Source organism: Nonomuraea sp. NPDC059023, from assembly GCF_042740095.1.
GTDB lineage: Bacteria > Actinomycetota > Actinomycetes > Streptosporangiales > Streptosporangiaceae > Nonomuraea.
Window position 1 is genome coordinate 157,890 of the sequence record NZ_JBHYIO010000023.1, and the last position, 24,585, is coordinate 182,474.

The following is a 24,585-nucleotide window of genomic DNA, read 5'->3' on the forward strand; positions in this document are numbered from 1 at the left end:
AGCCATGGGACTGCGGAGCGCGCTGACGGTGCTGGCCGAGCAGTGGGAGGAGATCCGCGGCCGGCTGCCGGCCGCGGAGTTCGCGGAGATCTCGGACCTGGTCGACGAGTTCACCAGGGAGGGCGACCAGGAGGTCTCCGAGGAGATAGTCGAGGAGATAGCGGATCTGCTCCGGGTCCGGCTGCCGCACGACCATCCGTTCCTGGTGGCGCTGACCGACCGGTCCGAACGGCTGGCACCCGACCCGGAGCGGCGCGCGGAGAACCTGGCGGAGTGGCTCCGGCTGTCCGAGCCCTTACGGGTCCGGCTCGGGCGGCAGGGGCCGACCGCCGCTGAGGTGGAGCGCGGGATCATGGCCAGGATGCGGGCGGTGCCGGCGCTGCGCGCGGACGAGCTGATCGCCAACGGGCAGGATCCGGCCGATCCCGGCCTGATCCGGCTGACGACGGCCGACGGCACGCCCAGCTGGCCGGCCTTCCAGTTCGCCGAGGACGGTTCCTCCCTGCCGATCGTACGCTCGATCAACCAGGTGCTGGAGGCCGCCGGCGACCCGCTCGGCGCGGCCGACTGGTGGCTCGGCGACAACGGCAGACTCGGCGACGCGCCGGTCCGGCTGCTCGGGAGAATCCCCGACGGGCAGCTGATCGCCGCGGCGCGCAACGAGAAGCCGGAGGTGTGAGATGCCCTTCGGTGCACCTCCGGCCTCCTTCCGCGCGACCCCGAAGCTGCGTGAACTGCCCGCCGGCAGCCGGCTGTGGCGGGTGCACGACCGGACGTACAAGGCGACGTCCTTCAATCCCGAGCAGGCCGACGCCAACTTCTACGGCGGCCGGTTCGACGGCACCGACCGGGACCCCTACCCGTACTTCTACGCCGGTCTCGAAGCGGCCACCGCACTGCTGGAGACGCTGCTGCGCGACGTGCCCTTCAACGACCGGGGCAAGCGGGTGATCAGGCGCCGTGACGTGGCCGGCCGGCGCGCGAGTGTCGTGGAGACCACGCGGGTGCTGACCCTGGTGGACCTGTGCTCGGGGGAGGCCCTGGCGGCGGTGGCCCAGGACACCTGGCTCGTCCAGACCGTCAGCGCCGAGTACCACGCCACCCGTCGCTGGGCGAGCTGGATCAGGAAGCAGGCGACGGCGGCGCACGGCCTCATCTGGCCGTCCAAACGGGAGGGCTCCAGCCCGGCGCTCGTCCTGTTCGGGGACCGCTGCCCGGACGGTTGCCTCGCCACCGATCCGGCGGCGGGACGTGATCTCGACGATCTGGAAGGAGCCATATGGATCAACCATCACCTGGGCCCGTACGAGGCGATGATCGCCAGGCCGCCCAGGAAGCGGCGGAACCCGACGTGACGGAGGGTCCCACGATCGCGACGGTCCTGGAGGAACTGGGCAGGCTGCAGCGAGCCTTCGAGGCCAAGATCCGATACGACAGCGGACGGGAGCGCGTCATCGAGACGATGAGCGCGGAACTCGAGAAGCACCGCGCGGGCTTCCAGCAAGCACTGCTGCGTCCCGTGCTGCTCGATCTCGTCTCGCTGCACGACGACCTGACCCGGGCCGTCGAGGACGGCGGCGCCCCCGCAGAAACGACCGGCGGTCTCGCGTACGTCCGCGACACCGTCGAGCAGATCCTGGCAAGGAACGACGTGCACCGGTTCGCCGTCGAGGGCGACTCCGTTGACCGTACCCGCCAGAAGGTCGTGAGCACGCTCGCCACCCCGGACCCCGCGTTGGGCCGCCAGGTCGCCCTGCGGCTCAGGGCGGGGTTCACGTGGGGTGAGAAGGTCCTCCGCCCCGAATGGGTGACCGCCTACCGCCATGTGGCGGCAGATTCCGTGGAAGAAGTCGAAGAAGGAGCTCCCCGTTGAGCGACAACCGGGTTTATGGCATCGACCTGGGAACGACCTACACGTGCATCGCGCACGTTGACGAGGCCAGCGGCAAACCGACCGTCGTGTCGAACTTCGAAGGCGAGTCCATCACTCCCTCCGTCGTGCTGTTCGAGGACGCGGAGACCCGGGTCGTGGGACGGGAGGCCAAGAACGCGGCCGTCCTGGAGCCGGGCAACGTCGTCGAGATGATCAAGCGGGAGATGGGCACGCCGTGGCGCCGGGAGTTCCACGGCAAGGAGGTCTCCCCGGAGGAGATCTCCTCCTTCATCGTGCGCAAGGTCGTCGACGACGCCGCGCAGCTCGGCGGCACGCGGCCGCGGCAGGTGGTCATCACCTGCCCGGCCTACTTCGACTCCACGCAGCGCGAGGCCACCGCGAACGCGGGGAAGATCGCCGGCCTGGAGGTGCTGGAGGTGCTCAACGAGCCGACGGCCGCCGCGATCACGTACGGCGTGCAGGACAAGGGCGACCAGACCGTGCTCGTCTACGACCTCGGCGGCGGCACCTTCGACATCACCGTCATCGAGATCAAGGGCAACGTCATCCGGGTGGTCGCCACGGGCGGCAACGACCAGCTCGGCGGCCGGGACTGGGACGAGGAGATCGTCAAGTACTGTGCCGACCAGTGGCGGGCCGAGCACCCGGGCGCGGAGAGCGACATCCTGGACTCACCCGACTCGCTGCAGGACCTGTGGGGGCGGGCCGAGAGCGGCAAGCGCTCCCTCAGCAATCTCCCGCAGACCAGGATCCCGGTGAGTCACGACGGCAAGCAGGCCGCGGTGACGCTGCAGAGGGAGAAGTTCGAGGAGCTCACGGCGCACCTGCTGGAGAACACCGTCACCTTCACCAAGGCGGTGCTGGAGGACGCCGGACGGCGCGGGCACCAGACGGTCGACCGCCTGCTCCTGGTCGGCGGCTCGACCAAGATGCCGCAGGTCAAGGCCCGCCTGGAGAAGGACTTCGGGTTCGAGATCGAGTCCTTCGAGCCGGACTTCGCGGTGGCCAAGGGCGCCGCGATCTACGGACAGAAGCTGGCGATCAGCGAGCGCATCCGGCACGAGATCGCGCAGCAGACCGACCAGAAGCCCGAGGAGGTCGACATCGCGGCCACGCCGCAGGACGTGCGCGAGGCGGCGGAGGAGGCCGTGGCCGACACGATGAACCTGCGGCTCGGCACGGTGCGGAAGTTCAGCACGATGAAGGTGACGAACGTCGCCAGCCACAGCTTCGGCGTGCTCGCCTACACCGATGACGACACCGAGGTCATCTCCAACCTCGTGCTGGCCCAGCAGGCCCTGCCGGCCGAGGTCACGAGGGTGTTCGGCACCCGCGACGACAACGCGTCGCTGATCGAGATCAAGATCTTCGAGAACACGGCCGACGAGCGGATCGTCACGGACTTCGGCATGGGCGAGGAAGTGGGCGACGCGACGCTGGAGATGCGGTCCGGGCTTCCGGCCGGCTCGCCCATCGAGATCACCTTCCAGCTCAACCTCCAGGGACGCCTGCACATCACCGGCAAGGACCTGGCCGAGGGCGGCAAGACCGTGACCGCCGTCATCGAGACGGACCGCGTGCTCTCCCTCGAAGAGGTGGAGGAGGCCATCGAGCGCTCGCGCGGCATTCGCGTCGTCGGATAGCGAACCCAGGAAGGCACGGACAACGTGGACACAGCCGTCGGCATCGACCTCGGGACCACCTACTCGGCGGTGGCCTGGGTCAACCGGGAGGGCGACCCGGAGATCATCCCCAACGCCCAGGGGGAGCCGCTGACCGCGTCGGTGGTCACGCTCGACGCCGGCGGCCGTCCCGTGGTGGGGGCGGAGGCCAAGGCGGATCAGGCGGGCGGCAAGGCGGAGGTCGCCCACCTGTTCAAGCGGTTCATGGGCAACCCGGTGTTCCGGCTGGCGCTCGGCGACCGCGAATGGTCGCCGGCGGAGCTGTCGGCGCTGGTCCTGGCGCACCTGAAGGCCCAGGCCGAGGCGGCGCTGGGGGTGCCGGTCACGCACGCGGTGGTGACCGTGCCGGAGTACTTCACCCACCCGGAACGCGCGGCGACGCTGGAGGCCGGCCGGCGCGCGGGGCTGGAGGTGCTGCGGCTGATGAGCGAGCCGACCGCGGCCGCCCTCGCCTACGGGCTGCGGCCGGGGCCGGACACGCGGCGCCTGCTGGTGTACGACCTCGGGGGCGGCACCTTCGACATCTCGCTGGTGGAGGTGGGCCCGGACGAGATCACCGTCATCGCCGCCGAGGGCGACCACGAACTCGGCGGCCGGGACTGGGACGACCGGCTGACCGGCGAGATGCTGAGCGGCCTGTCCCCGGAAGACGCCGAACTGCTCGCGGCGCATCCCGGCGTCCTGCTGGTCGAGGCGGAACGGCTGAAGCAGACGCTGTCGGCGCGCCGGGCGGCGGAGGCGCGTCTCACGCTGGGCGGCCGCACGATCAAGGCGGCGGTGACCAGGCAGGCGTTCGAGGCGGCCTGCGCCGACCTGCTGGAGCAGACCGGGCAGCTCACCGCCAAGCTGCTGGAGGAGACCGGGCTCACCTGGGCGGACATCCACGGGGTGCTCCCGGTCGGCGGCTCCACCAGGATGCCGATGGTCGCCCGGTGGATCGAGCACATGTCCGGCCGGCCGCCGATGGGCGGAATCCATGCCGACCACGCCGTGGCGCTCGGAGCCGCCGCCCAGGCGGCGATCCTCCTGGAAGCCGAAGCGGCCGAGGGACCGTTGCGTCTGCCCGGCTCGGACCCGGGCGAGGCCAGGCCCATCCTCCGGCTGGACGCGCCGCGCCAGATCAAGAACGTCGTCGCGCACAGCCTCGGCATGATCGCCGAGGACGCCGCGGGGGAGAGGTACGTCAACAGCGTCCTGCTCCCGCGCAACCAGCGCATTCCCTCGAACGCGACCCGTCCCTACCAGTTCCGGCTCAAGGGCGACGGCGGGGACACGATGGAGGTCTTCCTCACCCAGGGCGAGACCGACGACGTCCAGGACTGCGTCTATCTCGGCCGGTACGTCGTCACCGGATTCCCCGCCGCCCTGGGCCCGCGGGACGCCGTGATCGACGTCTCCTACGCCTACGACGACAGCGCCCTGGTCCAGGTGACCGCGGCGGAGCGGGTGACGGGCGCCCCCCTGGTCGTCAGCGTTGAGGAGTTGCCGGCCGACGTTCCCGAGCGCTTCCTCCAGCCGCCCCAGCGCGGCGGCTCACGTGAGGCGATGACGGTCTACCTGGCCTTCGACCTGTCGGGCAGCATGTCCGGCAGCCCACTGGCCGGGGCGCAGCAGGCCGCCAGGGCGTTCGTGAGCCAGCTTGACCTGACCACGGTCGCGGTCGGCCTCATCGGCTTCTCCGACCGGGTCGACGTCTCCCTGCCCGCGACCAACAACGCCGCGGACATCGAACGCGCCATCCGCCGCCTCACCGTCGGCAGCACCGGGTACGGCAACGCCACGCATCCCTTCGACGACATCCGCCGGCTGCTGGCCGACACCCGGCACCGGAGGTTCAGCGTCGTGCTCGCCGACGGAGTCTGGGATGAGCAGGGCCACGCGAAGAGCCGGGCCCGGCGGTGTCACAAAGCCGGAATCGAGATCATCGCCGTCGGTTTCGGCAGCGCCGACCAGGCGTTCCTGCGCGCCATCGCGTCCTCCACCGAGCAGGCGCTGTTCACCCAGCTCGGTTCGCTGAGCCAGGTCTTCGGCACGATCGCCCGGGAGATCACCGAAGGAGGCAGGCGTTGACGGAGGACCGCCCGAACTTCTTCATCCTGCTGGGGCTCGACCCGGACGCAGCGTGGGACGAGCAGGCCTATCAGCGTGCGCTGGCCCAGGCGCGCAACCAGTGGTCGATGGCTGTCACGGGGCCGCGGGGCCCCTCGGCCATCGCGGCCAAGCGCAACCAGCAGCTCTACGCCACCGGGGTCATCCAGGAGGTCATGGAGGACGAGACCAAGCGCGCCGAAGAGAAAGAGCGGGCCAGCGGGAGCAAGAAGGCCGCGCTGGCGGCCAAGGGCAAGGAGTTCCAGGCCAGGCTCCGGCTTCTCGCCAAGCGCGGTCACCTGCTGCCGCCGGAGGTGGAGTCGCTCCGCCGGGAGTTCGCCGACGTCCTGGCCGCGGACCGGGAACTGGCCGGCCGGCTGGACGCCACACCGGTCGGGCCGGTCCAGGACGATCTCTCCGCCGCCCGGCTGGACGCCTCCACCGTGGCCCGGCTGCGCGACATGCTCGACGGCGCGCGGCTCCACTCGCTCTACGACGCGCTCAAGACGGTGGCTCCGACGGTCACCCCCCACAGCCCCAGGAAGCTGCTGCTCGAAGCCGCCGACGAGCTCTACCGCAAGGAACACAGGCGCAAGAACAAATCCGATCCGGCGATCAAGGCGCGGGAACTGCTCAGCGGCCTGGCCAAGACCCTCTTCGCCACCGACGAGCAGCGCGAACGCCACGACACGTCGATGCGGCTGACCACGCTCGACGAGCTGATCGCGTGGGTGGTCAAGGTACTCGCCGCGGCGAAGGCGATCAGCAGCGAGCAGGTCCTGGCCTTCCTGGAGGAGGCCAGACGCCGGGGCATCGACGACCTGGATCTCGCGCTGCGGCACCTCAGGGAGACGTTCCAGCAGCGCGGCTGGGCACTCGAACTTCCGGCTGCCGAGGCCGAGAAGACGCTGCGCCACCAGGTGCAGTGCCCCCGGTGCACCATGCTCAACGGACCCCTGGCCGAGGTCTGCGTGATGTGCGCGTTCGGGCTGCGCGAACCCTGCCCGGCGTGCGGCGCCGTCGATCCCCGGTACGGCGGCTGCGGCTGCGGCTTCCCGATCGGGCAGCGCGACACCGTGCGGGATCTCATCACCCAGGCCGTCGAGGCGCTGGAGGCCGGCCGGATGCCGATCGCGGAGAGCCTGCTGGATCGGGCGGAGGGCATCTGGCGGCTCCCGCCCGGACGCACCGACCCGGTCTCGGCCACGCTCGAGAACGCGCGGTCGCGCTGGAAGAGCGCGGCCGAGCGCGTCGATCAGATCCGGGCCACGATCGCCGACCTGATGAGCGCCAGGAAGCACATCCAGGCGGCCGACCTGCTGCGGACGGCGCCGCCCGGTTTCCCCGAGTCCGAGGCGCTGCTCGAACGGGCGGAGGCGATGATCGGACAGGCGCGGGAACTCTATGACCGGTCCCGGCAGCCCCGCACCTCCACGACCCGGCGGGTCGAGCTCCTCACCGAGGCGCTCCAAAGGTGCGCGGATCTGGAGGTCGCCAGGGCCGAGCTCGAACGCATCCCGCCGGAGCGGCCCCGCGGCGTGCGCGCCACCGTCCCGGACCCGGCCGCCGGTGTGCTGGTCAGCTGGTCGGGCAGCGCGGACCCCGGTGTCTCCTATGTCGTGGTACGGCGGACCGGCCCGGACGCGCCGGAGTCCGCCGAGAGCCGGCCCGGCCAGCGGCGCCTGGGCGAGACCACCGACTCGTCCTGGCACGACGGCACGGCCGGCGAGGTCGCGGGGGTGCCGCTGACCTACGCGGTGATCGCCGCGCGGGCCGGCACACATTCCGCGCCCGGAGTGGCCGAGCCCGTCGTGGTCCTGCCCGACCCGGACCTGCAGTGCCAGGGCGGCCACGGTCAGGTGAAACTCACCTGGACGCTGCCGGAGCGCGCGGAACGGGTCGAGATCTCCCGGCGGGTGGTGGGCGGTTCCGGGGCGCCGGTGGAGCTGCCGGTCACGCAGGAGCCGCACCTGGTCGACCGGGACGTCGTCAACGGGGTGCGCTACCAGTACACGGCGCGCGCGTCGTACTCCGTCCCCGGAATGGGTACGCGCTGGTCGGCCGGTCAGGTTCAGCAGGCCATGCCGTACGAGCCGCTGTCCCCGCCCGGTCCGCTGGTCCTGACCAGCTCCAGCGCGCAGTACAACCTGTACAGGCTGAAGGTGGAGATCCGCTATCCGCCTCCGGAGCGGGGCGAGGTCTGGATCGTCCGTCAGGACGGCTCCGGATCGCTGCGCGAGGGCGACCAGGGGCGGGAAGGCGTACTGAAGGTGGACGGGGACGTGCGGACCGATCCCTCACCGGTGCGCGACATCCTCTTCGACACCGGATGCTTTTCCTACGTGCCGGTCCTGCGGGCGAACGGCATGCTGTACGTCGGCGGGCCGCGGCGCTTCGCCGTTCACGAAGAGGTGTCCGAGCTGCAGGGGGAGTTCGAGGACGGGACCCTCCGCCTCGCCTGGACCTGGGCGCCCGGCGGAACGCGGGCGCTGGTCGGCCACCATCCCACCGCCGAACTGCTCGACCCGACCACCGCCGCGCGCCCGCTGTCGGTGACCAGGGAACCGGGGGAGGAGGTGGGCGGCTGCTCGGTCACCGTACGGCCGGACGACACCGCTGCCCACGTCGTCGTCGCCGTCGTCGTCGAGCGGGACGGGACGGACTTCGTGACCGCGGGCGTGCGCCGCCACCTCGTCAGGCCGCCCGTCCGCGTCGGGTACCAGGTGCAAGGGGCGGATGCCCGGCGGCCGCAACTGATGCTGAGGACCGACGGCCAGGTCAGGCTCCCCGCCCTCGCCCTGTACGGCCGGCGGGAGCGGCCACCGCGAACCCGCGAGGACGGCATCCGGTGCGCCCTCGTCGATCCGATCACCGTCAACGGCACGCGGACGGTGGAGTTGCCGCGGTTCACCGATCGACGGCTCCGGTACCGCCTGTTCACCGCCTCGTCCGGCGAGGCGTCCGCCGTGGAACTCGTGCCGCTGTGATCACTTCTTGAGCAGGTAGATGTCCAGGACCAGGGTGCTGACCGCCCGGTGGCTCAGAAAGGGCCGGAACACGGCGCCCTGGAACACGTAACCGGACTTGCCGAGGTCCTTGAGCACCGCGTTCGCCTTCCTGGCGATGTTCAGGGCGCGGCCGGGGTCCGTGTCTCCCGCGCCGCCGAAGGCCAGCACCAGGCCGGCCCGCCGGCCGTGCAGCTTCTCGACCTCGCGGACCTTCCGCCGTATCCCCGCCTCGGCCTTCTCGTCGCCGGCCAGCAGCCCCGCCCAGTCGACCTTCATCGTCACCTCGACCGGTCGCTGTTCGAGCCCCGGCTCGGGCGTCCGGCTCGGCGTGGGTGCGGGCGTGGGCGTGGGGGGCGGCTCGGGCGGCTCCGGCACGCCCACCGTCGTCGCCACCAGGAACGCCATCGCCAGCGCCACCATGAGATCGGCGAACAGCCAGCCGATGGTGCCGAACACGAGGTTCCCCGGCTCTCTCCGGCCGCGACGGCTTCCGGTCCCCCGGCGGACGCGGGTCATCAACGACCGCCGAACAGCCGTGACCAGAAGCCGCGGCCGGACACCCCGGCGCCGGCGCTGATCGCCTTGGCCGCCTTCTCCACCGACGCGGCGGCGCGGGCGAGGTCAGCGGCGGTGCTCCCCATGGCTCGTGTCGCGGCTTCGAGCGATCCGGTGGTCGCGGACAGGTTGCGTTCGGTGGCGGCCAGGCTCCGGCCGGCCTTCACGACGTTCTGCGTGAGCGTCTCGATCTCGCGCTTCAGATCGCCGGTGACCAGCGTGGCGACCTCGTTCAACGAGGTGGCCGCGGAGGTGATGCTCGCCGAGTGGGTCGCGATGCGCCCGGAGAATTCCGACTGTGAGGCGCCGATCGTCGCCAGCTTCTCGTCGATGGACCGGGCGATCGTGGTGTACGCGCCGACGCTACTGGCCAGCCCGGCCGCCGCGCCCGCCAGATCGCTCGCGGCCCCGGCCACCGCGGCGGCACTGGTGCTGTAGGTCTTCTGGTCGCGCCGGTAGTCGGCCAGCGACTGCGCGAACCCCTCGAACAGCGGCTTCATCTGCTGCTCGACCAGTTGCCGGTTGGCCTCGCCCGCCTGCTGCAGGACGCGGGTGGCCTCCTGGCCCACGAGGGTGGTGGTCTGCTCGGCCTTCCTCTGCAGGGCGAGCATCACCTCCCGGGTCTCCTCGCCGACGCCCTTCAGCAGTTCCTCGCCGCGTAGCTGCAACTGGGTCAGCTGCTCGCTCGCCGATTGGGTGATCTCGGCGTTCTTCCTGGCGACCAGTTCGGTGTCGCGGACCGCCGCTTTGATCATCTGCTGGGTTTCGGAAAGGATCAGGCTCGCCGCCTCTGCCCATTCCTTGGCGTTGTCGGGGGCCCGTACGCCGTTGCTCTCGACCGCCCGGTCGAGGGCGTGTAACGCTTTGTCCGCCTGTAGGCCGACATCGGCGATCGTCCTATTCGCGGCACTTTCCGCACTGCGCGCCCAAATGGTAAGTGTCAATACAGCCAAAAGCAGGACAAATGCCGCCATTGCCGTTTCTGCGAAGGTCGGGATAGACAAATCGCCGAAACGGCCCTGCCATAACACCAGGAAAGGTTGTGTCACCAGGTCCGTTTTCGTGGTGACCTGTTGGTAATAGGCCCAGCTGGCCACCGCCAGCGCCAACCACGTGAGCATCAGGGGCAGTACCGCGCTGGCGTTCCGCCAGCCGATGATGCGCCCGACCCGGGCGTGCTGCCTCTCGGCGAGATCGTCCAGCGGAATGCCGGCGGCGATGAACCGCTTGAGCGCGTCGAAATCCCGCCGCCCGGCCGCGGCGTCGGCGATCTTCAGCTGTTCGGCGTCAGCGGGCGCGCGATGCTTCTGCAACGTGCCGTACAGCTCCCGCAGCTCTCGCGCCGCTGCCTCTCCATCGGGTTCCAAGGCCGCGACAAGCGCGAAAGTGTGAATCTGCGGCTTCGCACCCATAAATCCCCCAAAAGAGGTATCTCGGCTAGCTCTTCTACTCTAGTGATAACTGCCGAGCATCGTGTATGGGAATGGCGGGAAAGTATCCCTGATTTCCGCTATTGGGCAGCCTGGTGGCCAGATGGGTAAGCGTCCGTTCCCGTTCGCCGGGCAAAGGGCGGCGCGCCATTTTCGGGCATCGTGAAACGGGTATTTCTGAACGTGCTACGCGCGGACGTTGTCGAGTTCTCCGGCGGGGAAGGCCAGGGCCATGGCGATCGCCGGCCACTGCTCCAGTGTGCGCTCGACCACGGGGTCGGTGGTGCGCAGGAAGGCGAGGTGCTGGATGGCGTGGGCGGCCACGTTCGCGTTCTCGATCTGGTCCGGGCTCGGGGCGGCGGGGGCGGAGCCTCGGGCTATGGTCAGGTCGTTCAGCGGGGTGCGGGTGCTTTCCGGTTCGGGGTCGGGGCATACCGCGTAGGTGAGGACGATCTGGTCCAGCTCCGGCAGGTGGCGCCAGCTGGTCGAGTGCACGACGTGGGCGGGGTCGTCGGCCCGGACGCCGCTGATCCGCCGGGCGGTCTCGTCGGGCGCCTCGCCGGGCAACGGCGTGGCGGCGGCTCGCCGGTACGACCACGCACCCTGCTGGTCGGCCAGCAGCATCAGCACCTCAACCGAGACAGTCACGTTGCTCCCCGTCGTCCGACCATCTGCGACAAGTATGCAGGAGCGTCCATACAGCAGGTGTGGACTTGCTGCAGGGGCTCGCCCGTGCGTCGCTGGAAGTGCGGCACATGAGGAGGGACGCGATGCACGGAGTATTGCTGCTGATGGGCTCGGGTGAGACCAGCCCGACCATGGTCGAGGTCCATCGCGCCGCGATCGGGGAACTGGGGCCCAAGCCCCGGGCTGTGCTGCTCGACACGCCCTATGCCTTCCAGGAGAACGCCGCGGAGATCTCCGCGCGGGCCTGCCAGTACTTCGCCCGGAGCGTCGGCCTGGACGTCGAGGTCAACGGTGTCGTCGCGGGCGCGGACTGGGTGTTCTGCGGTCCGGGGAGCCCGACGTACGCGCTGGACCGGTGGGCGGGTGGCTCGGCGATGGCGGACCTGGTCGCGCGGGTGCGGGCCCGGAGGGGGGTCACGGTGTTCGCCTCCGCCGCCGCGTGCACGGCCGGGGTGGCGACCGTTCCGGTGTATGAGATCTACAAGGTGGGAGCGGAGCCATACTGGCGGGAAGGGCTTGATCTTCTGGGGCCCGTCGCGCTGAACGCCGTCGTCATCCCGCACTATGACAACGCCGAGGGCGGCACGCACGACACGCGCTTCTGTTATCTGGGGGAGCGGCGGTTGTCGCGGATGGAGCGCGAGCTTCCCGCCGGGACGGGGATCTTGGGGATCGACGAGCATACGGCGCTGGTCGTCGATCTCGTGGATGAGCGGGTACGCGTGGCCGGCCGGGGCGGGGTCACGGTGCGGACCAGGGGCGGGCAGAGCGTGCTGCCGGCCGGCGCGACGGCCACGCTGGCCGAGCTGCGGGAACTGCTGCGCGGGGAGGGACGGTTCGCCGGGCCGGCGGTTCCGGAGGCGGTCGCCGCTCAGCGGACTCTGGGGGAGATCGTCGAGGCGTGCGAGGAGTCGTTCGCCGCGGCCCTGGGCGCGGACGACGTCTCGGCGGCGACCCGGACGGTGTTGCGCCTGGAGGAGGACATCGCCGGCTGGTCGGCCGACACCGAACAGGACGACGGCGGGCCGCTGCAGGCCAGGGACGTGCTGCGGCGGCTGATCGCCTCGCTCGCCGCGCACACCGGTCAGCAGGTGGTGGCGAGGATCGTGCCGCCGCTGCTGGCCGTACGGGAGAAGTTCCGGTGTGAGGGCGCCTTCGAGGTCGCCGACGCGGTGCGCGGTGCGCTCGCCGAGGGTGGGGTACGCGTGGAGGACACCGCCGACGGCCCCCGCTGGAGCCTGCTTCCATAGGAAGATGCCGAGAACTCAAGCCGCCACTTCGGGGAAAAGAGGGTGACGACACCGAGGAACGGAGCGCAGGCTTGGCAGCCGATGTGAGCCTGGCGGACGCGGAGCTGATCCAGCGGTCCAGGCGCGACCCCGCCGCCTTCGCGGCCCTGTTCGACCGGCACGCACCCGCCTTACACCGCTATGTGACGCGGCGGCTGGGTGACTCGCTGGCCGACGACGTGGTCGCGGAGACGTTCCTGACCGCCTTCCGGCGTCGCGCCCGCTACGACGTCAGTCACCCCGAAGCCCGCCCCTGGCTGTACGGCATCGCGGCCAACCTGATCGGCAAGCACCGCCGTAAAGAACAACGCTTCTACCAGGCGCTGGCGCGGACCGGCGTCGACGAGGTGGCGGAGAGCTACGCCGACCGGGTCGAGGCGCGGGTGTCGGCGTCGGCGGCGCAGCGCGATCTCGCGGGGGCGCTCGCGGTGTTGTCGCCGGAGGACCGCGAGGTCCTGCTGATGATCGCCTGGGCCGATCTCAGCTACGAGGAAGTGGCGCTCGCGCTCGGCATCCCCATCGGCACGGTCCGCTCGCGGTTGCATCGCGCCAGGAAGAAGACGCGTGCGGCGCTGGGCGGCGTCGATCCGTCGGCCCTCGTCGTGGATGCGGAGGCAGATCATGGATGACCTGAGGATCCTCGCCGAACTGCGCGCGGACGCGCCGACGCCCGACGCCGACCGGCTGCGCGGGCTCCGCCGCCGGGCGACGCGGCGCAGCCCGCGCGGGTTCCTGGTGCTGCCGTCCCTGCTGGCCGCCGCGGCGCTGGCGGTCGCGGTCGTCGTGGTCACGCTGCCCCGGGACGCCCCCGACATCCGGCCGGTGCCGTTCACCGAGGCGATCACGCTGGATTCCGGGACCGTGCTGGAGCAGGCGGCGCAGACCATCGAGAAGCGGCCCGTGGCGCCGGAGCCCCGGCCCGATCAGTGGCAGTACACCAAGACCTTCAATGTTCAGCCCGCGGGCGGCCGGAGCTCGACGTACGAGAGATGGCTGCGCTACGACGGCAAGCAGAGCGCGGGGCGGGACATGGAGGGGAAGTTCCGGGTACAGGATGTTCCGCCGGATCCGGGGGACGACGACCTGTCGCCCCAGGCGTACCGGAAGAAGCTGCTCAAGCTCCCCACCGATCCGGACGAGCTGTTCGCCCATGTCGCGGGTGACCGGCACTGGATCGACAATCCCCGGGAAGAGGGGGTGCCCAAGCGGGTCGAGGCGCCGGACGTGCGCGCGTACCGGATCCTCACGCTGTATCTGAAGCAGCAGGCGGTCATGCCGCCCAAGCTTGAGGCGGCCATCTTCCGCGCGCTGGCGAAGATCCCGGGGGTGCGGATCGAGCAGAACGTCAAGGACGCGACCGGCAGGACGGGGCTCGGCCTGTTCCGGTCGGCGGAGGGCCCGCGCCGCTACCTCATCCTCGATCCGGGCACCTATCGGGTCATGGCCGATCAGACGGTCTGGCTGCAGGACGAGGTGCGCGACGGGAAGGTGCTCGTCAAGAAGGGCGCGATCTTCGCCGACGTGGTGCTGGCGACGGGGATCGTGGACCGGCCCGGCCTTGCGAGGTAGTGACCAGATATGCAATTCTGGTCACTATGCCGCGCCCACTCGTTCCGGACCGGCGGGGGCGCATTCTCGCCGCCGCCCGGCAGCTCATCCTTGACCAGGGCTGGCCCGACACCACCGTCGCCGGCCTCGCCGCCCGCGCCGGGATCGGCAAGGGCGCCGTCTACCTGGAGTTCGCCGACAAGGCCGCGATCCTCGCCGCCGTGCTCAACCGGGACATGCGCGAGCTGACCGCCCAGGTGCACCAGCGGGTGCTGAGCGCGCCCGGCCTGGTCGACCTCCCGGCCGTCTACCGGTTCGCGGTGGAGGCGACGCTCGCGAACCCCCTCATGAGCGCGCTCTACCTGGGGGACGAGGCGGTGCTGGGCGAGCATGTACGCGGCGTGGGCGACGAGCGCTATCTCGACCGGTTCCAATGGCTGGGCGACTACGTCGGCCAGTTGCAGCGGGCCGGGGTCATCGATCCCGCGCTCTCCACGGAGAGCATCGTCCGCGTCCTGGGCATCTTCACGCTGGGCCTGCTCCACGCGCCCGGCGTCCTCGGCGCCATGACCGCCGGGGAGCTGTCGGAGACCGTCGGCCTGTTCGCCGACATGACCGGCCGCGGGCTGGCGAGCGGCCTGCCCGCCGATCCGGCGGCCGCGCGGGCGGCGCAGCTGTCCCTGCTGGCCCGTCTCGACGACCAACTCGGCCGGCTGGAGGAGCCCGCATGACCGGCGTTTTCGACACCTACACCGACCTGACCGTCCTCGGCGGCCCCGTACGGCTGTACCGGGCCGGCGGGTCGGGCCCGCCCGTGCTGCTGCTGCACGGCGGGATGCTGGACACCGCGCAGGGGGTGTGGCGGCACGTCGTCCCCGACCTGGCGCCCGACCACCGGGTGTACCTCATCGACCTGCCCCGCCACGGCGGCAGCCGTCCGTGGCGAGGCGTCCTGGACGAGGCGTTCTACACCCGCTTCCTCGACGACCTGCTCGACGTGCTCAACCTGCCGCGGGTCTCCGTCATCGGGATCTCGCTGGGCGCCGGAATCGCGATCGGGTACGCGCTGAAGCACCCGGACCGCATCGACGCCCTGATCGCCATCGCACCCGGCGGGCTCGGAGCCAGGCGGAAGGCCCAGTTCCTCACCTGGATGGTCACCCGCACGCCCGGCGCGATGCGGCTGAGCAGCCGCTACCTGGCCCGCCGCCCCCGGACGGTACGCGAGTCGATGATCGCCAACCTCACGGCCGGGGCCGCCACCCGCGACTTCGACACCATCCTCGCCCTGGCCACCGAGGAGGCGGCGGCCAAGGCCGAGTACGGCGAGCCCGCGCTGGACGACTGGATGGTACGCGCCTACGGCCCCTTCGCCATGCGCGTGAACTACCTGCCCGACCTGCCGGGACTGACCACGCCCACCCTCTGGGTACGCGGCGACCGGGACTCGCTCGTCGGCCACGCCGAGATGGCCGAGGCCGCCGCGGCGACCCCGGGCAGCCGCCTGGTCACGTTGCCCGGAGCCGGGCACATCGTCACCTACGACCGGCCGGAGGAGTTCAGCCGCCTGGCCCGCGACTTCCTGGCGACCGCGACGAGGTGACGTCGAGGTCGGCGAAGACCAGGGTGATGACCTGGACGTTGGTTCCGACGCGGATCTCGTGGAAGTCTCTGCCGAGCGCCGCCGACCACTCGCGGGCCGTGCTCGAATCGGGAACGATCTCCGCGCCCGGATACAGGTTCTGCCAGCGTGCGCTCCACACGTACCCCTCGCATGCGGGCGAGGGCCATTCCAGGAGCGAGTCGTCCAGGGAGACCCGCCAGATGTGCGGGCCGAGCGCGCTCGACACCCGCGCCTCCACGCAGTACTTGAACAGGTAGCGAAGGCGCACCGGTTCGGTGACCGGGAGATCGATCAGCATCTCGTAGTCGCGCGCGTAGTCGGTGTAGGAGTGGCGCATGAGCCCGGCGTCGAAGATCTCGTCCAGGGCTTCCTGGAGCTTGGTGAGGTCCAAGTCGAGCTCCCGTTCAGGCGTGGTGGTCCTCCTCCACCAGTTCGAGGTCCGTCGGAACCAGGGTCGTGGAGTCGACCAGGCCTCTCAGCAGGTTGTGCAGGAGGTTGTTGTCACAGGGCCGGCCCGTCGCCATGTCGTGGATCAGCGGGAAGGGGAATCCGCTCGCGTCCAGGCGACGGCGTACGGTCTCGACTCTAGCCTCGATCTTGCGCTCGCCCCAGGCCTCGTCCCTGCGGATGTCGGCCAGGTAGTCGGCGGCCTGCCGGTACGTCAGCGGACGCGGGTTCTCCTCGTAGAGCAGGTACCGGCGGCCGAGGATGACGAGCAGGAGGCGTTCGACGTCGTCGAGCGGCCAGATCTTGGGCGGCAGCGTGTCGGCCCGGCGGCGGGGGATCAGGCCCTCGTCGTCGTGGCCGCTCACGTAGAGCTCGACCAGGTGCTCGCGATGGCCGCACCCCTTCACGAACAGCGGCGTGTAGCCGGTGGCGAGCGGGATGGGATCGGTCGTGGCGTGCAGGAACCGCCCGCGCGGCAGCCGGACGAGCTGCTGGCCGGTGTTGCGCAGCCACCACTGCCGCCTGCGGTAGGTGAGCTCGCCGTGCTGGCGGCTCACGTGCAGGTCGTCCTCGCCGACGCCCAGGTCGACCTCCGGCTTGCCGGCCCTGCCGAACCTGACGACCGCGCCGCTCTGCGGGGCGGCCTTCACGCCGCCGGTGACCGTACGGGCGTGCAGCGTGCCGGGACGAACGGGCGCGACGCCACGGGCAAGGCTGTCGGGGAAATGCATCGCTCGTCTCCTTCGGACATCACGGGCACTGGATGTCAGGATCCACCGCCCGCTTCGGGACCGGTCCCGAGCCGCGTTCAGGCCGGGTGCGGCAGCCGGGCGGCGGCGGACGCGGTGAGCCGCCTGGCGAGCTGGCAGAGCTGGTCGGCCGAGCGTGATCCGGTGACGAGGAGGTTGACGGTCTCCGCCGCCCGCCCGTCCTGGTCGTGGTACGTGCGGTAGACCAGCTGGGCCAGGCACGATTCGTCGCCGTCGGCCTCGGGGCGCAGGATCGTGCGGTAGCCGTTCACGATGGTGGCGGAGCCGTTCGCGCTGTTCGGGGGTGGTCCCTGGTCGAAGCGGACGTCGAGCCAGAGCTCGCTGGTCGTGCTCTCCCATCCGCACTGCCAGCTGCCGAACCCGATGTCCGGGTCGTTGGCGTCGATGCCGGGGATGACCTCCAGCGCGGCGGCCGGCAGCAGCGCGCAGGCGTCCTGGTGCGCCAGCGATCGCGCCGGCAGGGTACGGCGGGGCAGCGGCCCGTTGTTCAGCACGGTGACGGCGTTGCCGGTGGCGACATCGGCGATGGCGCACAGCGGCGCCTTACCCGGATCGTCGCGTTTGGCGGTGATGGTGATGTTGATGTCGCTCTCCCCGGCCGGCAGCAGGGTCCGCAGGCACGAGTCGCGCTCGGCGGGTTGTTCCACAATGCCGATCCGGCCCACGGTCCTGGCCTGACCCGGCTGCTCGGCGGCCGGGTCGTGGTTGAAGTCCACCCTGACGTCGACGACGCTGTCGTCGTCCGGGCGCACCAGCACGTCGCATCGGTCGAAGTTGCCGTAGGCCCGGTCGAGCTGGGTGGCGCCGAACCGGCCGAGCGCGACGGGCTCGGTCAGCGCGCACGGATCGACCGTCCGCTGGTCGCCGATCAGGGGCGCGGGCCCGATCGCCTGCGCGCTGCCGTCCCGCTCCGACGGCGGCAGGAGGAAGGACGCGATCCCCGCCAGGGCCGCGACAAGGGCGGCGGCCGCGCCGGTCAGGTACGGGTGGCTTCTGACCGCGCCCATGATGACGCTGTCGGCGCGCGGGTCCGAAGAGAAGCCGGCGGCGCCGTTCGCGCCGGGAGGGAGGACGGCGTCGCCCGCGATCTCCGTGAGCCGGCGCATCACCTCCGCGGCGTCAGGACGGCGGCCGGGCTCCCTGGCGAGCATCGCGCGCAGCACCTCGTCCAGCACCCCGAGGTCGGCCTTCAGCAGGACGCGCCCGCTCGGGCCGCGCTCCGGCGGCGAGCCGGTGACGAGCGCGTGGAGCATCGCGCCGAGGGAGAACACGTCCGAGCCCCGCTCCAGCCGGCCGAGGACGACCTCGGGGGCGGCGTAGTCGGGCGTGTAGCTGATGGCGCTGTTCGGGGTGATCGTCTCGTTCCCGCCGACGCGGTAGGCGGCGCCGAAGTCGGCGAGCTTGACCGTGCCGTCGCCGGTCACCACGACGTTGCCCGGCTTGATGTCGCCGTGGACGATGCCCTCGGCGTGCAGGCACACCAGCGCGTCGGCGACCTGCGCGCCGACGCTCGCGGCGACCTCCGGCGCCACGGCCTGCCGCCCGTTCAGGCTCCCGCCCGACACGTGCTCCATGACCAGCCAGGACGTGGCCCGCCGCCCCCGGCCGACCTGGACCGCGTCGAAGAGCGTGACAATGCGCGGGTGGTTGAAGCGCGCCAGCGCCCGCGCCTCGGCCCGCAGCCGGCTGAACCCGCGCACGCTGTCGTGCCCGCTCAGCATCCGCTTGAGTACGACATCCCGCCCGAGCTGCTCGTCGCGGGCCAGCCAGACCTCGCTGGTCCTACTGCGGATGGGACCGTTGGTGAGCCGATACCGACGGCCGACCGACCTGCCCAGACGCACCGTGGTTCCCTTCGGAGGGGACGGAACACTGCGCACTTTACCGAGCGATGGGCCTGGAGTCAGCGCCTTCGCTCAGGAGATCGGCCCGGCGGCCTCTCTCCACCAGTTCAGCAGCACCGCGCGTTCGAGCGTGTTGAAGGCGAACCCCTGGATCTTCAGCTTCTCGTTGGTCCACGAGAGGTAGGGCCGGCCCGCCCTGCTCTCGCCGCACAGCAGCCGGCCCGCGGTCTTGCCGCCGACCGAGTACGCGTTCTCGCCGACGAAGGTGCGCGACTCGACGTCGCACGAGCCTTTGGCCGGGGCGATCGCCTGGTAGTTCCGCCGCATCGAGGCGGTGTCGGGGAACTGGTAGTAGAAGACGACGCCCGCGCCCGAGGTGGGGCCGCACGCCACCGCCGTCACCTGCGCGCCGGGCACGTTGCTCTTGATCTGCTCCGCCGCCGGCCGCAGGCAGTTGACGCGGGAGGCGGCCGGAACGCGGTCGAGCAGAGCCTTCTCCCGCGCGGTCGGGAAGGGCGGCTTGGCCTGCGTGTTGACCGCCGCGATCACCGTGTCGATGGTGGGGGATCGCGACTCCTCCCACCAGGTGATCAGGGCCTGCGCGTCCTTGCCGGTGGCCCGGCCCATCAGGAGCAGCGGCTCGACGGTCCACTCGACCGTGGGCGTCTCGCCCTTGTAGCAGAGGATCTCGCCGAGGTGGGCGCTCTTGTTGTCGTAGGTGGAGTTGCTCAGGAACTTCGCGGGCTTCTCGTCCGGGCAGAAGGCGTCCGGCGCCTTGGTCCTGCCGACCTGGCCGGTGTGGCTGCGGCGCAGGCCGTCCAGGCTGGCGAAACGGTAGTAGGAGACGTCGTCGGCGCCCTTCTCGTCCGAGGAGCAGTCCATGCCGATGACGACGTCGCGGAACTGGTCGAGCGTCCCGGCCTCCGCCCGCTCGCAGTCCGTCTGGCCGATCAGGCGCATCACCTCCTTCTCCGGCGGGGCGGGGAAGGCCGGTGCCTGCGTCCAGGTGCTCCAGGTCTGCTGGAGTTTGAGCTCGTCGGCGGCGCGGCTCTCCATCGTCGCCATCGTCCGGTGCTTGTCGTCGGTCCACACCAGCCAGGTCACCGCGTTCCGCTCGAAGCACAGCAGCCGGCCCCGGGGAGCGCCGATGCCGGGGTAGCGGTGCTCGGCGCCCGACGCCTTCGAGCAGTCACCCTGCGCACGGGGTACGCCCGCCTGCCGCAGGGTCTGGTCGTAGGCCTGGCCCAGGGCGGAGTCGGAGGCGTACAACCCGATCTGCACGGTCTGTCCCGACGCCCGGCACGACAGCGACGCGGCCGACAGCGGCAGGCCCGCGCCGTCGCCGGCCCGCTCGCACGTCCCGCGCAGCGCGGCGGGCACGCGGGCGAGCGCCGCGGGATCGTCGGACCACGGGCGGATGATCAGCGTGACCACCGTGACGACCACGACGGCGAGAGCGAGCGCCGCCCAGACCAACCTTCGCGGGCGCGCGCGGACGGAGCGGGGAGTATCGGGGCTGGTCAGAGCCGTGGCCAGGGCGCCGCAGGTGTCGTAGCGGGCCCGCGGCTCCTTGGCCATGGCCTTCTGGACCACGCCGTCGACGCCGGGCCAGAGGTCGGGGCGGTGGTCGGTGACCTTCGGCGGCGTCTTGTACAGGTGCGCCCACAGCACCGCCGACGGCTCGCGGTGCGGGAACGGCTTCTCGCCCGTCAGGCATTGGTACAGCACCGCGCCCAGGGCATAGACGTCGGTGCGCCGGTCGATCGGGCCGGACCTGAACTGCTCCGGCGCCGCGTAGTCCATCGTGCCGAGGAACTGCCCCTCGGTCGTGAGGGTGGTGGCCGATTCCATCTTCGCGATGCCGAAGTCGCACAGGTAGACGTGGTCGGCGGTGTCGATGAGGATGTTGCCCGGCTTGATGTCGCGGTGGATCAGGCCGACCTGGTGGGCGGCGTCCAGCGCCGAGGCGACCTGGCCGACGATGTGCCTCGCGCGCGCGAGGTCGAGCCGGCCGCCGGTGCGGATCAGCTCGCCGAGATCGCCGCCGTTGACGTGCCTGAGCACGACGTAGACCGCGCCGTTGACGTCGCCGCTCGCGTACACGGGGACGATGTGCGGATGGTCCAGGCGGGCGGCGGTGGCCACCTCGCGGGTGAACCGCAGGCGGAAGCTCGGGTCCTTCCTGGCCAGGTGCGGGTTCATCACCTTCAGCACCACGTGGCGCGGGAGCGTGAGGTCTTCGGCCAGGTAGACCGAGCTCATCGCGGTCTGGGAGATGATCCGGACAATCCGGTAGCCGGGTAGCTGCCGCATCACCTCGTGCGGTGATGAGAACCAGTCGACCGTGGAGTCCACGCCTGTCCCTCCGAACGCCGGAATCGTGCCGCCCGCGGCCCGCGCCGGCGTGGTGTGGTCTTAGCATCGCGCGTCCGGGACCGGTCCCCGGGCGGTTTCGTCACACCGGGGACCCGTCCCGGCACGCAGGGTGCATCCTGGCCTCGCCGAACCGATGAAAGGGGCTTCCATGCACCGGACGACCATCACCGCCCTGTCCCTCGCCGCCGTCATGGCCGCGGCGTCGTTCGCCACCCCGGCGAGCGCCGCGGCGAAGCCGAACCTGCGCGCCTGCTACGACGGAAAGTGCAAGATCACGATCACGAAGCCGGTGAGCTTCCGCGTGGCCGCCCGCTACCGCCTGTCCCGGGTGTGGGTCTCCAAGGTGTACGCCTTCAATCAGGACATGGTGCGGGTGGAGGGACCCGGTGTCGCCACGACCCTCGGCGAAGGCGGCAGCGGGAGCATCAACAGCCTGAACGTCCGCATCCTGTCCATCACCGGCAGGGGAGCGACGGTCCGCTTCGAAGGCTGACGGCCCGGCGGATCAGTCCCGCTTGTACATCTTAATGATCTTGCCCTTGGCGTCGGCGGCCAGGTACGCGCCGCCGTAGTCGTCGCTGAGGTAGACGAGGATCGCCGGCTGGGGCGGGCCGTTGAACGGCCAGCCCGGCTGGACGATCACGTAACGGGAGGTCGGCTTGTCGATGCCGAGCCGCTTCTCGGCCGTCTTGAACAGGGACGGCAGCGCCTCCCAGTTGAGCGAGCTGAGCCGGACGGTCTTGTCGAGGCTGGACATGGTGCCGCCCGAGCCCTTGTTGACCTCGCCGTCGCGGTAGTCCCAGGTGTCGTAGAGGGACTTCTTCCCGCGCACCGGCGCCTTGGCCGAGGCGAACTGCTCGTGCACCGAGAAGTCGCTGAACACCTTGCTGCCCGAGGCCTTCTCCATGGCGGCGATCACCTGGCGGATGCGGGCGGGGGTGAGCAGGGGGCTGGTGTCGGGGACGGGCGCCTCGGTGACCGGGGGATCGTCGTCGTCGCCGACCATGGCCGAGGCGGACGGCTTGCCGCTCGCCGCGGTGTTCGGCCGGGTGGGGTCGTCCGACGGGCCGGGGGCCAGCCACTGGGGCACCAGGATGACGCCCGCCACCGCGAGCGCCGCCAGGACGACCGCTCCGGCCACGAGCGGTCCCGAGCCGCGCCGGCGCCGGGTGGACTGGGTGGACCAGCCGTGCACGTTCGGGCCGGTGGGCAGGCCGTGGACGGGCTGCTGCGGCGGCGGGTAACCGGGCTGGGGCGGGACGTGCTGGGGCGGGGCGTTCAGGGGCGGGGCGTACGCGGGCGGCGGCGAGGTGTACATGGGCGGGGCCATGGCGGCGTCGGCGAGCATCGCGTCGAGGCGGGCCGGGTCGGGGCGCGTGGCCGGGTCCGGGTTGAGCAGGGCGGTGAGCACCGGGGTCAGCGGCCCGGACCGGCGCGGTGGCGGGACCCGGCCGTCCAGGACGGCGGCAAGCGTCGCCAGCGGCGTGTCCCGGCGCATCGGGTGGGTGCCCTCGACCGCCACGTACAGCAGCATGCCGAGCGACCACAGGTCGGAGGCCGGGTTGCCCTCCTGGCCGCGCAGCCGCTCCGGCGCGATGTACTCGGGCGAGCCCACCAGCTCACCCGTGGCCGTCAGGCCGGGCGAGTCGTACAGGGCGGCGATGCCGAAGTCGGTCAGGACCGGGCTGCCGTCGGTGCGCAGCAGCACGTTGGCGGGCTTGACGTCGCGGTGCAGGATGCCGGCGGTGTGCGCGGCGTGCAGCGCGGCCAGGATCCCGCGGCCCAGCATCGCGGCCTCGGCCGGCGGCATGAGCTCCTTGGCGATGCGGTCCTGGAGCGAGCGGCCGGGCACCAGCTCCATGACGATCCACGGGTGCGGCGTCTCCGGGGTGTCCACGATGTGGTGGATGGTGACCACGTTCGGGTGATGGAGCCTGGCCAGCGCGCGCGCTTCCAGCAGGATCCTGTCGCGCATCATCCGGGCGCGGCCGGGGTCGTCGTCCAGCGGGCCGCTCGGACGGACCTCCTTGAGCGCGACTTCTCGGTGGAGCGCCAGGTCGCGGGCACGCCATACCGTGCCCATGCCGCCGCTGCCGAGCCGGTCAAGCAGCTCGAAACGACCGTCGATCACCTTTTGTCCGGGGGTCACGCGCCAAAGCTTAGGGCCCGTGGCGGTTGTCGCGCGCGGTGACTTCGCCCACCGGGATCGCCGGTGCCGAGAGGAGGCCGCCCGGCGTGGCCGAGGAGTTCGATCGCGCCGCCGGACAGCACTCTGACCAGGGCGCCGGTGGCGAAGAGACGCTCGCCGCGGCCGTACGGGTCGGGGACGAACCGGGTGGCGGTCAGGGCCGGGTCGTCGTGGTAGCCGCGGGCCAGGCCGGGGCCGCCGGCGTACAGGTGGCCGGTCGTGGCGGGGTTCAGGTTCTCGTCGAGTACGCGGACGCGGGTGCCGTCGATCGGCCGGCCGATCAGGATGGTCGCGGCGGCGCCCTGCGAGACCAGGTGGCTGGTGACGAAGGCGGTCATCTCGGCGGCGCCGTACAGGTTGATCAGGGCCGCTCGCGGGTGGGCGCGCACGAACGTACGCGCGTGCGCGGGCGAGAGCACGCCGCCGCGGGTCAGCACCTGACGCAGCCCGGCCAGGTCGGGCAGGCGCTCCTCCACCATCCGGTGGAACGACCACGTGGACAGGAACGCCGTCGTCACCCGTTCCTCGCGCAGCAGCGCGCCCAGCTCGCCCGGCGACGTACACCCCGGCGGCGCGACGACCAGCCGGGCGCCGTTGGCCAGCGCGCCCCAGATCTCGAACGCGGCCGTGTCGCGGGTGACCGGCGAGGCGTGCAGGACGCTCTCCCCGGCGTTCAGGCTGACGTACGCCGGATCGTGCACGAGCCGCGTGATCCCCGCGTGCGGCACCGACACCCGCGGCGCCAGCACGCAGGCCAGGTTGCCGGGCCGGACCGTCGGCAGCGGTCCCGGCGTCACGGGTCCGTCGCCGTCCAGCGTCCGCGCGGTGATCACCAGCTCGGTGCACATCAGCCCGCAGGGCACGTACGCGCCCGCCGCCTTGAGCACCGCCAGCGCGGCCAGCACGAACTCCGCCGACCGGTCCAGCAGCACCCCGACCGGCGCCTCCGGCCGCACGCCCCGCGCGATCAGCCGCCTGGCCAGGCGCTGCGCCCGGCTGTTCAGCTCGCCGTAGGTGAGCGCGGCGCCGTCGCCGACGACCGCGACCCGGTCCGGCCCCGCCAGGGCATGAGCGGCGACGAGCTCGTGGACGGGTGTGTACATGTCGGGACTCCATGAGGTCGGCCGGACCTCACGAAAGCACCGCCCGGCCGCC

Annotated in this window: 21 protein-coding genes; 12 read left to right on the top strand and 9 right to left on the bottom strand. The window is 71.4% G+C overall.

Annotated elements, in window-relative coordinates:
- The first annotated feature begins 4 nt into the window (after positions 1-4).
- The 6 genes from ACFWYW_RS34320 to ACFWYW_RS34345 are packed head-to-tail and all read left to right on the top strand — an operon-like array spanning position 5 to position 8,651.
- On the top strand, positions 5-679 hold the full coding sequence (locus ACFWYW_RS34320; RefSeq protein ID WP_379612365.1) for a hypothetical protein: 675 nt from the start codon (positions 5-7) through the stop codon (positions 677-679).
- A gap of 1 nt (position 680) precedes the next feature.
- Positions 681-1,355 (top strand): RES family NAD+ phosphorylase, encoded by a 675-nt coding sequence (locus ACFWYW_RS34325; protein ID WP_379612364.1) that lies wholly within the window; start codon positions 681-683, stop codon positions 1,353-1,355.
- Complete coding sequence (locus ACFWYW_RS34330; RefSeq protein ID WP_379612363.1) at positions 1,352-1,873, top strand: nucleotide exchange factor GrpE; 522 nt, start codon at positions 1,352-1,354, stop codon at positions 1,871-1,873. Before ACFWYW_RS34325 ends, ACFWYW_RS34330 begins: the two co-directional genes overlap by 4 nt.
- On the top strand, positions 1,870-3,537 hold the full coding sequence (locus ACFWYW_RS34335) for an Hsp70 family protein (RefSeq protein WP_379612362.1): 1,668 nt from the start codon (positions 1,870-1,872) through the stop codon (positions 3,535-3,537). The genes ACFWYW_RS34330 and ACFWYW_RS34335 overlap by 4 nt, the downstream gene beginning before the upstream one ends.
- Before the next feature lie 24 nt (positions 3,538-3,561).
- Positions 3,562-5,646: an Hsp70 family protein gene (locus ACFWYW_RS34340; RefSeq protein WP_379612361.1), complete on the top strand. Its 2,085-nt coding sequence runs from the start codon at positions 3,562-3,564 to the stop codon at positions 5,644-5,646.
- A complete protein-coding gene (locus tag ACFWYW_RS34345; RefSeq protein ID WP_379612359.1) occupies positions 5,643-8,651 on the top strand; it encodes a hypothetical protein in 3,009 nt (1,002 codons plus the stop codon). Before ACFWYW_RS34340 ends, ACFWYW_RS34345 begins: the two co-directional genes overlap by 4 nt.
- Here ACFWYW_RS34345 and ACFWYW_RS34350 read toward each other — a convergent pair whose 3' ends face one another.
- From ACFWYW_RS34350 to ACFWYW_RS34360, 3 genes are all read right to left on the bottom strand, one after another.
- Entirely contained in the window at positions 8,652-9,128 is a 477-nt protein-coding gene (locus ACFWYW_RS34350) for a hypothetical protein (RefSeq protein ID WP_379612357.1), read from the bottom strand.
- A gap of 59 nt (positions 9,129-9,187) precedes the next feature.
- The gene (locus ACFWYW_RS34355) at positions 9,188-10,639 is read right to left on the bottom strand and encodes a hypothetical protein (protein WP_379612356.1); all 1,452 of its coding nucleotides are present in this window, start codon (positions 10,637-10,639) and stop codon (positions 9,188-9,190) included.
- Between the two features lie 204 nt (positions 10,640-10,843).
- Entirely contained in the window at positions 10,844-11,305 is a 462-nt protein-coding gene (locus ACFWYW_RS34360; protein ID WP_379612355.1) for a hypothetical protein, read from the bottom strand.
- A 122-nt stretch (positions 11,306-11,427) separates the two neighbouring features.
- Between ACFWYW_RS34360 and ACFWYW_RS34365 the strand changes: the two genes are divergently transcribed.
- From ACFWYW_RS34365 to ACFWYW_RS34385, 5 genes are all read left to right on the top strand, one after another.
- Positions 11,428-12,594, top strand: a complete 1,167-nt coding sequence (locus ACFWYW_RS34365; RefSeq protein WP_379612354.1) for a hypothetical protein — start codon at positions 11,428-11,430, stop codon at positions 12,592-12,594.
- A gap of 71 nt (positions 12,595-12,665) precedes the next feature.
- On the top strand, positions 12,666-13,262 hold the full coding sequence (locus ACFWYW_RS34370; protein ID WP_379612353.1) for an RNA polymerase sigma factor: 597 nt from the start codon (positions 12,666-12,668) through the stop codon (positions 13,260-13,262).
- Positions 13,255-14,202, top strand: a complete 948-nt coding sequence (locus ACFWYW_RS34375; RefSeq protein ID WP_379612352.1) for a CU044_5270 family protein — start codon at positions 13,255-13,257, stop codon at positions 14,200-14,202. Before ACFWYW_RS34370 ends, ACFWYW_RS34375 begins: the two co-directional genes overlap by 8 nt.
- Before the next feature lie 26 nt (positions 14,203-14,228).
- Positions 14,229-14,912: a TetR/AcrR family transcriptional regulator gene (locus ACFWYW_RS34380; RefSeq protein WP_379612351.1), complete on the top strand. Its 684-nt coding sequence runs from the start codon at positions 14,229-14,231 to the stop codon at positions 14,910-14,912.
- Positions 14,909-15,784: an alpha/beta fold hydrolase gene (locus ACFWYW_RS34385; RefSeq protein WP_379612350.1), complete on the top strand. Its 876-nt coding sequence runs from the start codon at positions 14,909-14,911 to the stop codon at positions 15,782-15,784. Before ACFWYW_RS34380 ends, ACFWYW_RS34385 begins: the two co-directional genes overlap by 4 nt.
- On the opposite strand, the gene ACFWYW_RS34390 is transcribed toward ACFWYW_RS34385, so the two are convergent.
- The 4 genes from ACFWYW_RS34390 to ACFWYW_RS34405 all read right to left on the bottom strand — a co-directional run bounded on the left by ACFWYW_RS34390 (position 15,741) and on the right by ACFWYW_RS34405 (position 21,221).
- Complete coding sequence (locus tag ACFWYW_RS34390; protein WP_379612349.1) at positions 15,741-16,196, bottom strand: hypothetical protein; 456 nt, start codon at positions 16,194-16,196, stop codon at positions 15,741-15,743. The genes ACFWYW_RS34385 and ACFWYW_RS34390 overlap by 44 nt on opposite strands.
- Before the next feature lie 13 nt (positions 16,197-16,209).
- On the bottom strand, positions 16,210-16,983 hold the full coding sequence (locus ACFWYW_RS34395; protein ID WP_379612348.1) for a hypothetical protein: 774 nt from the start codon (positions 16,981-16,983) through the stop codon (positions 16,210-16,212).
- A 77-nt stretch (positions 16,984-17,060) separates the two neighbouring features.
- A complete protein-coding gene (locus ACFWYW_RS34400) occupies positions 17,061-18,866 on the bottom strand; it encodes a serine/threonine-protein kinase (RefSeq protein WP_379612347.1) in 1,806 nt (601 codons plus the stop codon).
- Positions 18,867-18,938: 72 nt separating this feature from the next.
- On the bottom strand, positions 18,939-21,221 hold the full coding sequence (locus ACFWYW_RS34405) for a serine/threonine-protein kinase (protein ID WP_379612346.1): 2,283 nt from the start codon (positions 21,219-21,221) through the stop codon (positions 18,939-18,941).
- 169 nt (positions 21,222-21,390) lie between these two features.
- Here ACFWYW_RS34405 and ACFWYW_RS34410 point away from each other — a divergent pair, with 169 nt between their 5' ends.
- On the top strand, positions 21,391-21,735 hold the full coding sequence (locus tag ACFWYW_RS34410) for a hypothetical protein (RefSeq protein ID WP_379612344.1): 345 nt from the start codon (positions 21,391-21,393) through the stop codon (positions 21,733-21,735).
- 12 nt (positions 21,736-21,747) lie between these two features.
- Here ACFWYW_RS34410 and ACFWYW_RS34415 read toward each other — a convergent pair whose 3' ends face one another.
- Positions 21,748-23,391, bottom strand: coding sequence for a serine/threonine-protein kinase (locus ACFWYW_RS34415; RefSeq protein ID WP_379612342.1), 1,644 nt, complete (start codon positions 23,389-23,391; stop codon positions 21,748-21,750).
- A complete protein-coding gene (locus ACFWYW_RS34420; protein ID WP_379612341.1) occupies positions 23,388-24,533 on the bottom strand; it encodes an AMP-binding protein in 1,146 nt (381 codons plus the stop codon). The genes ACFWYW_RS34415 and ACFWYW_RS34420 overlap by 4 nt, the downstream gene beginning before the upstream one ends.
- Positions 24,534-24,585 lie beyond the last annotated feature (52 nt).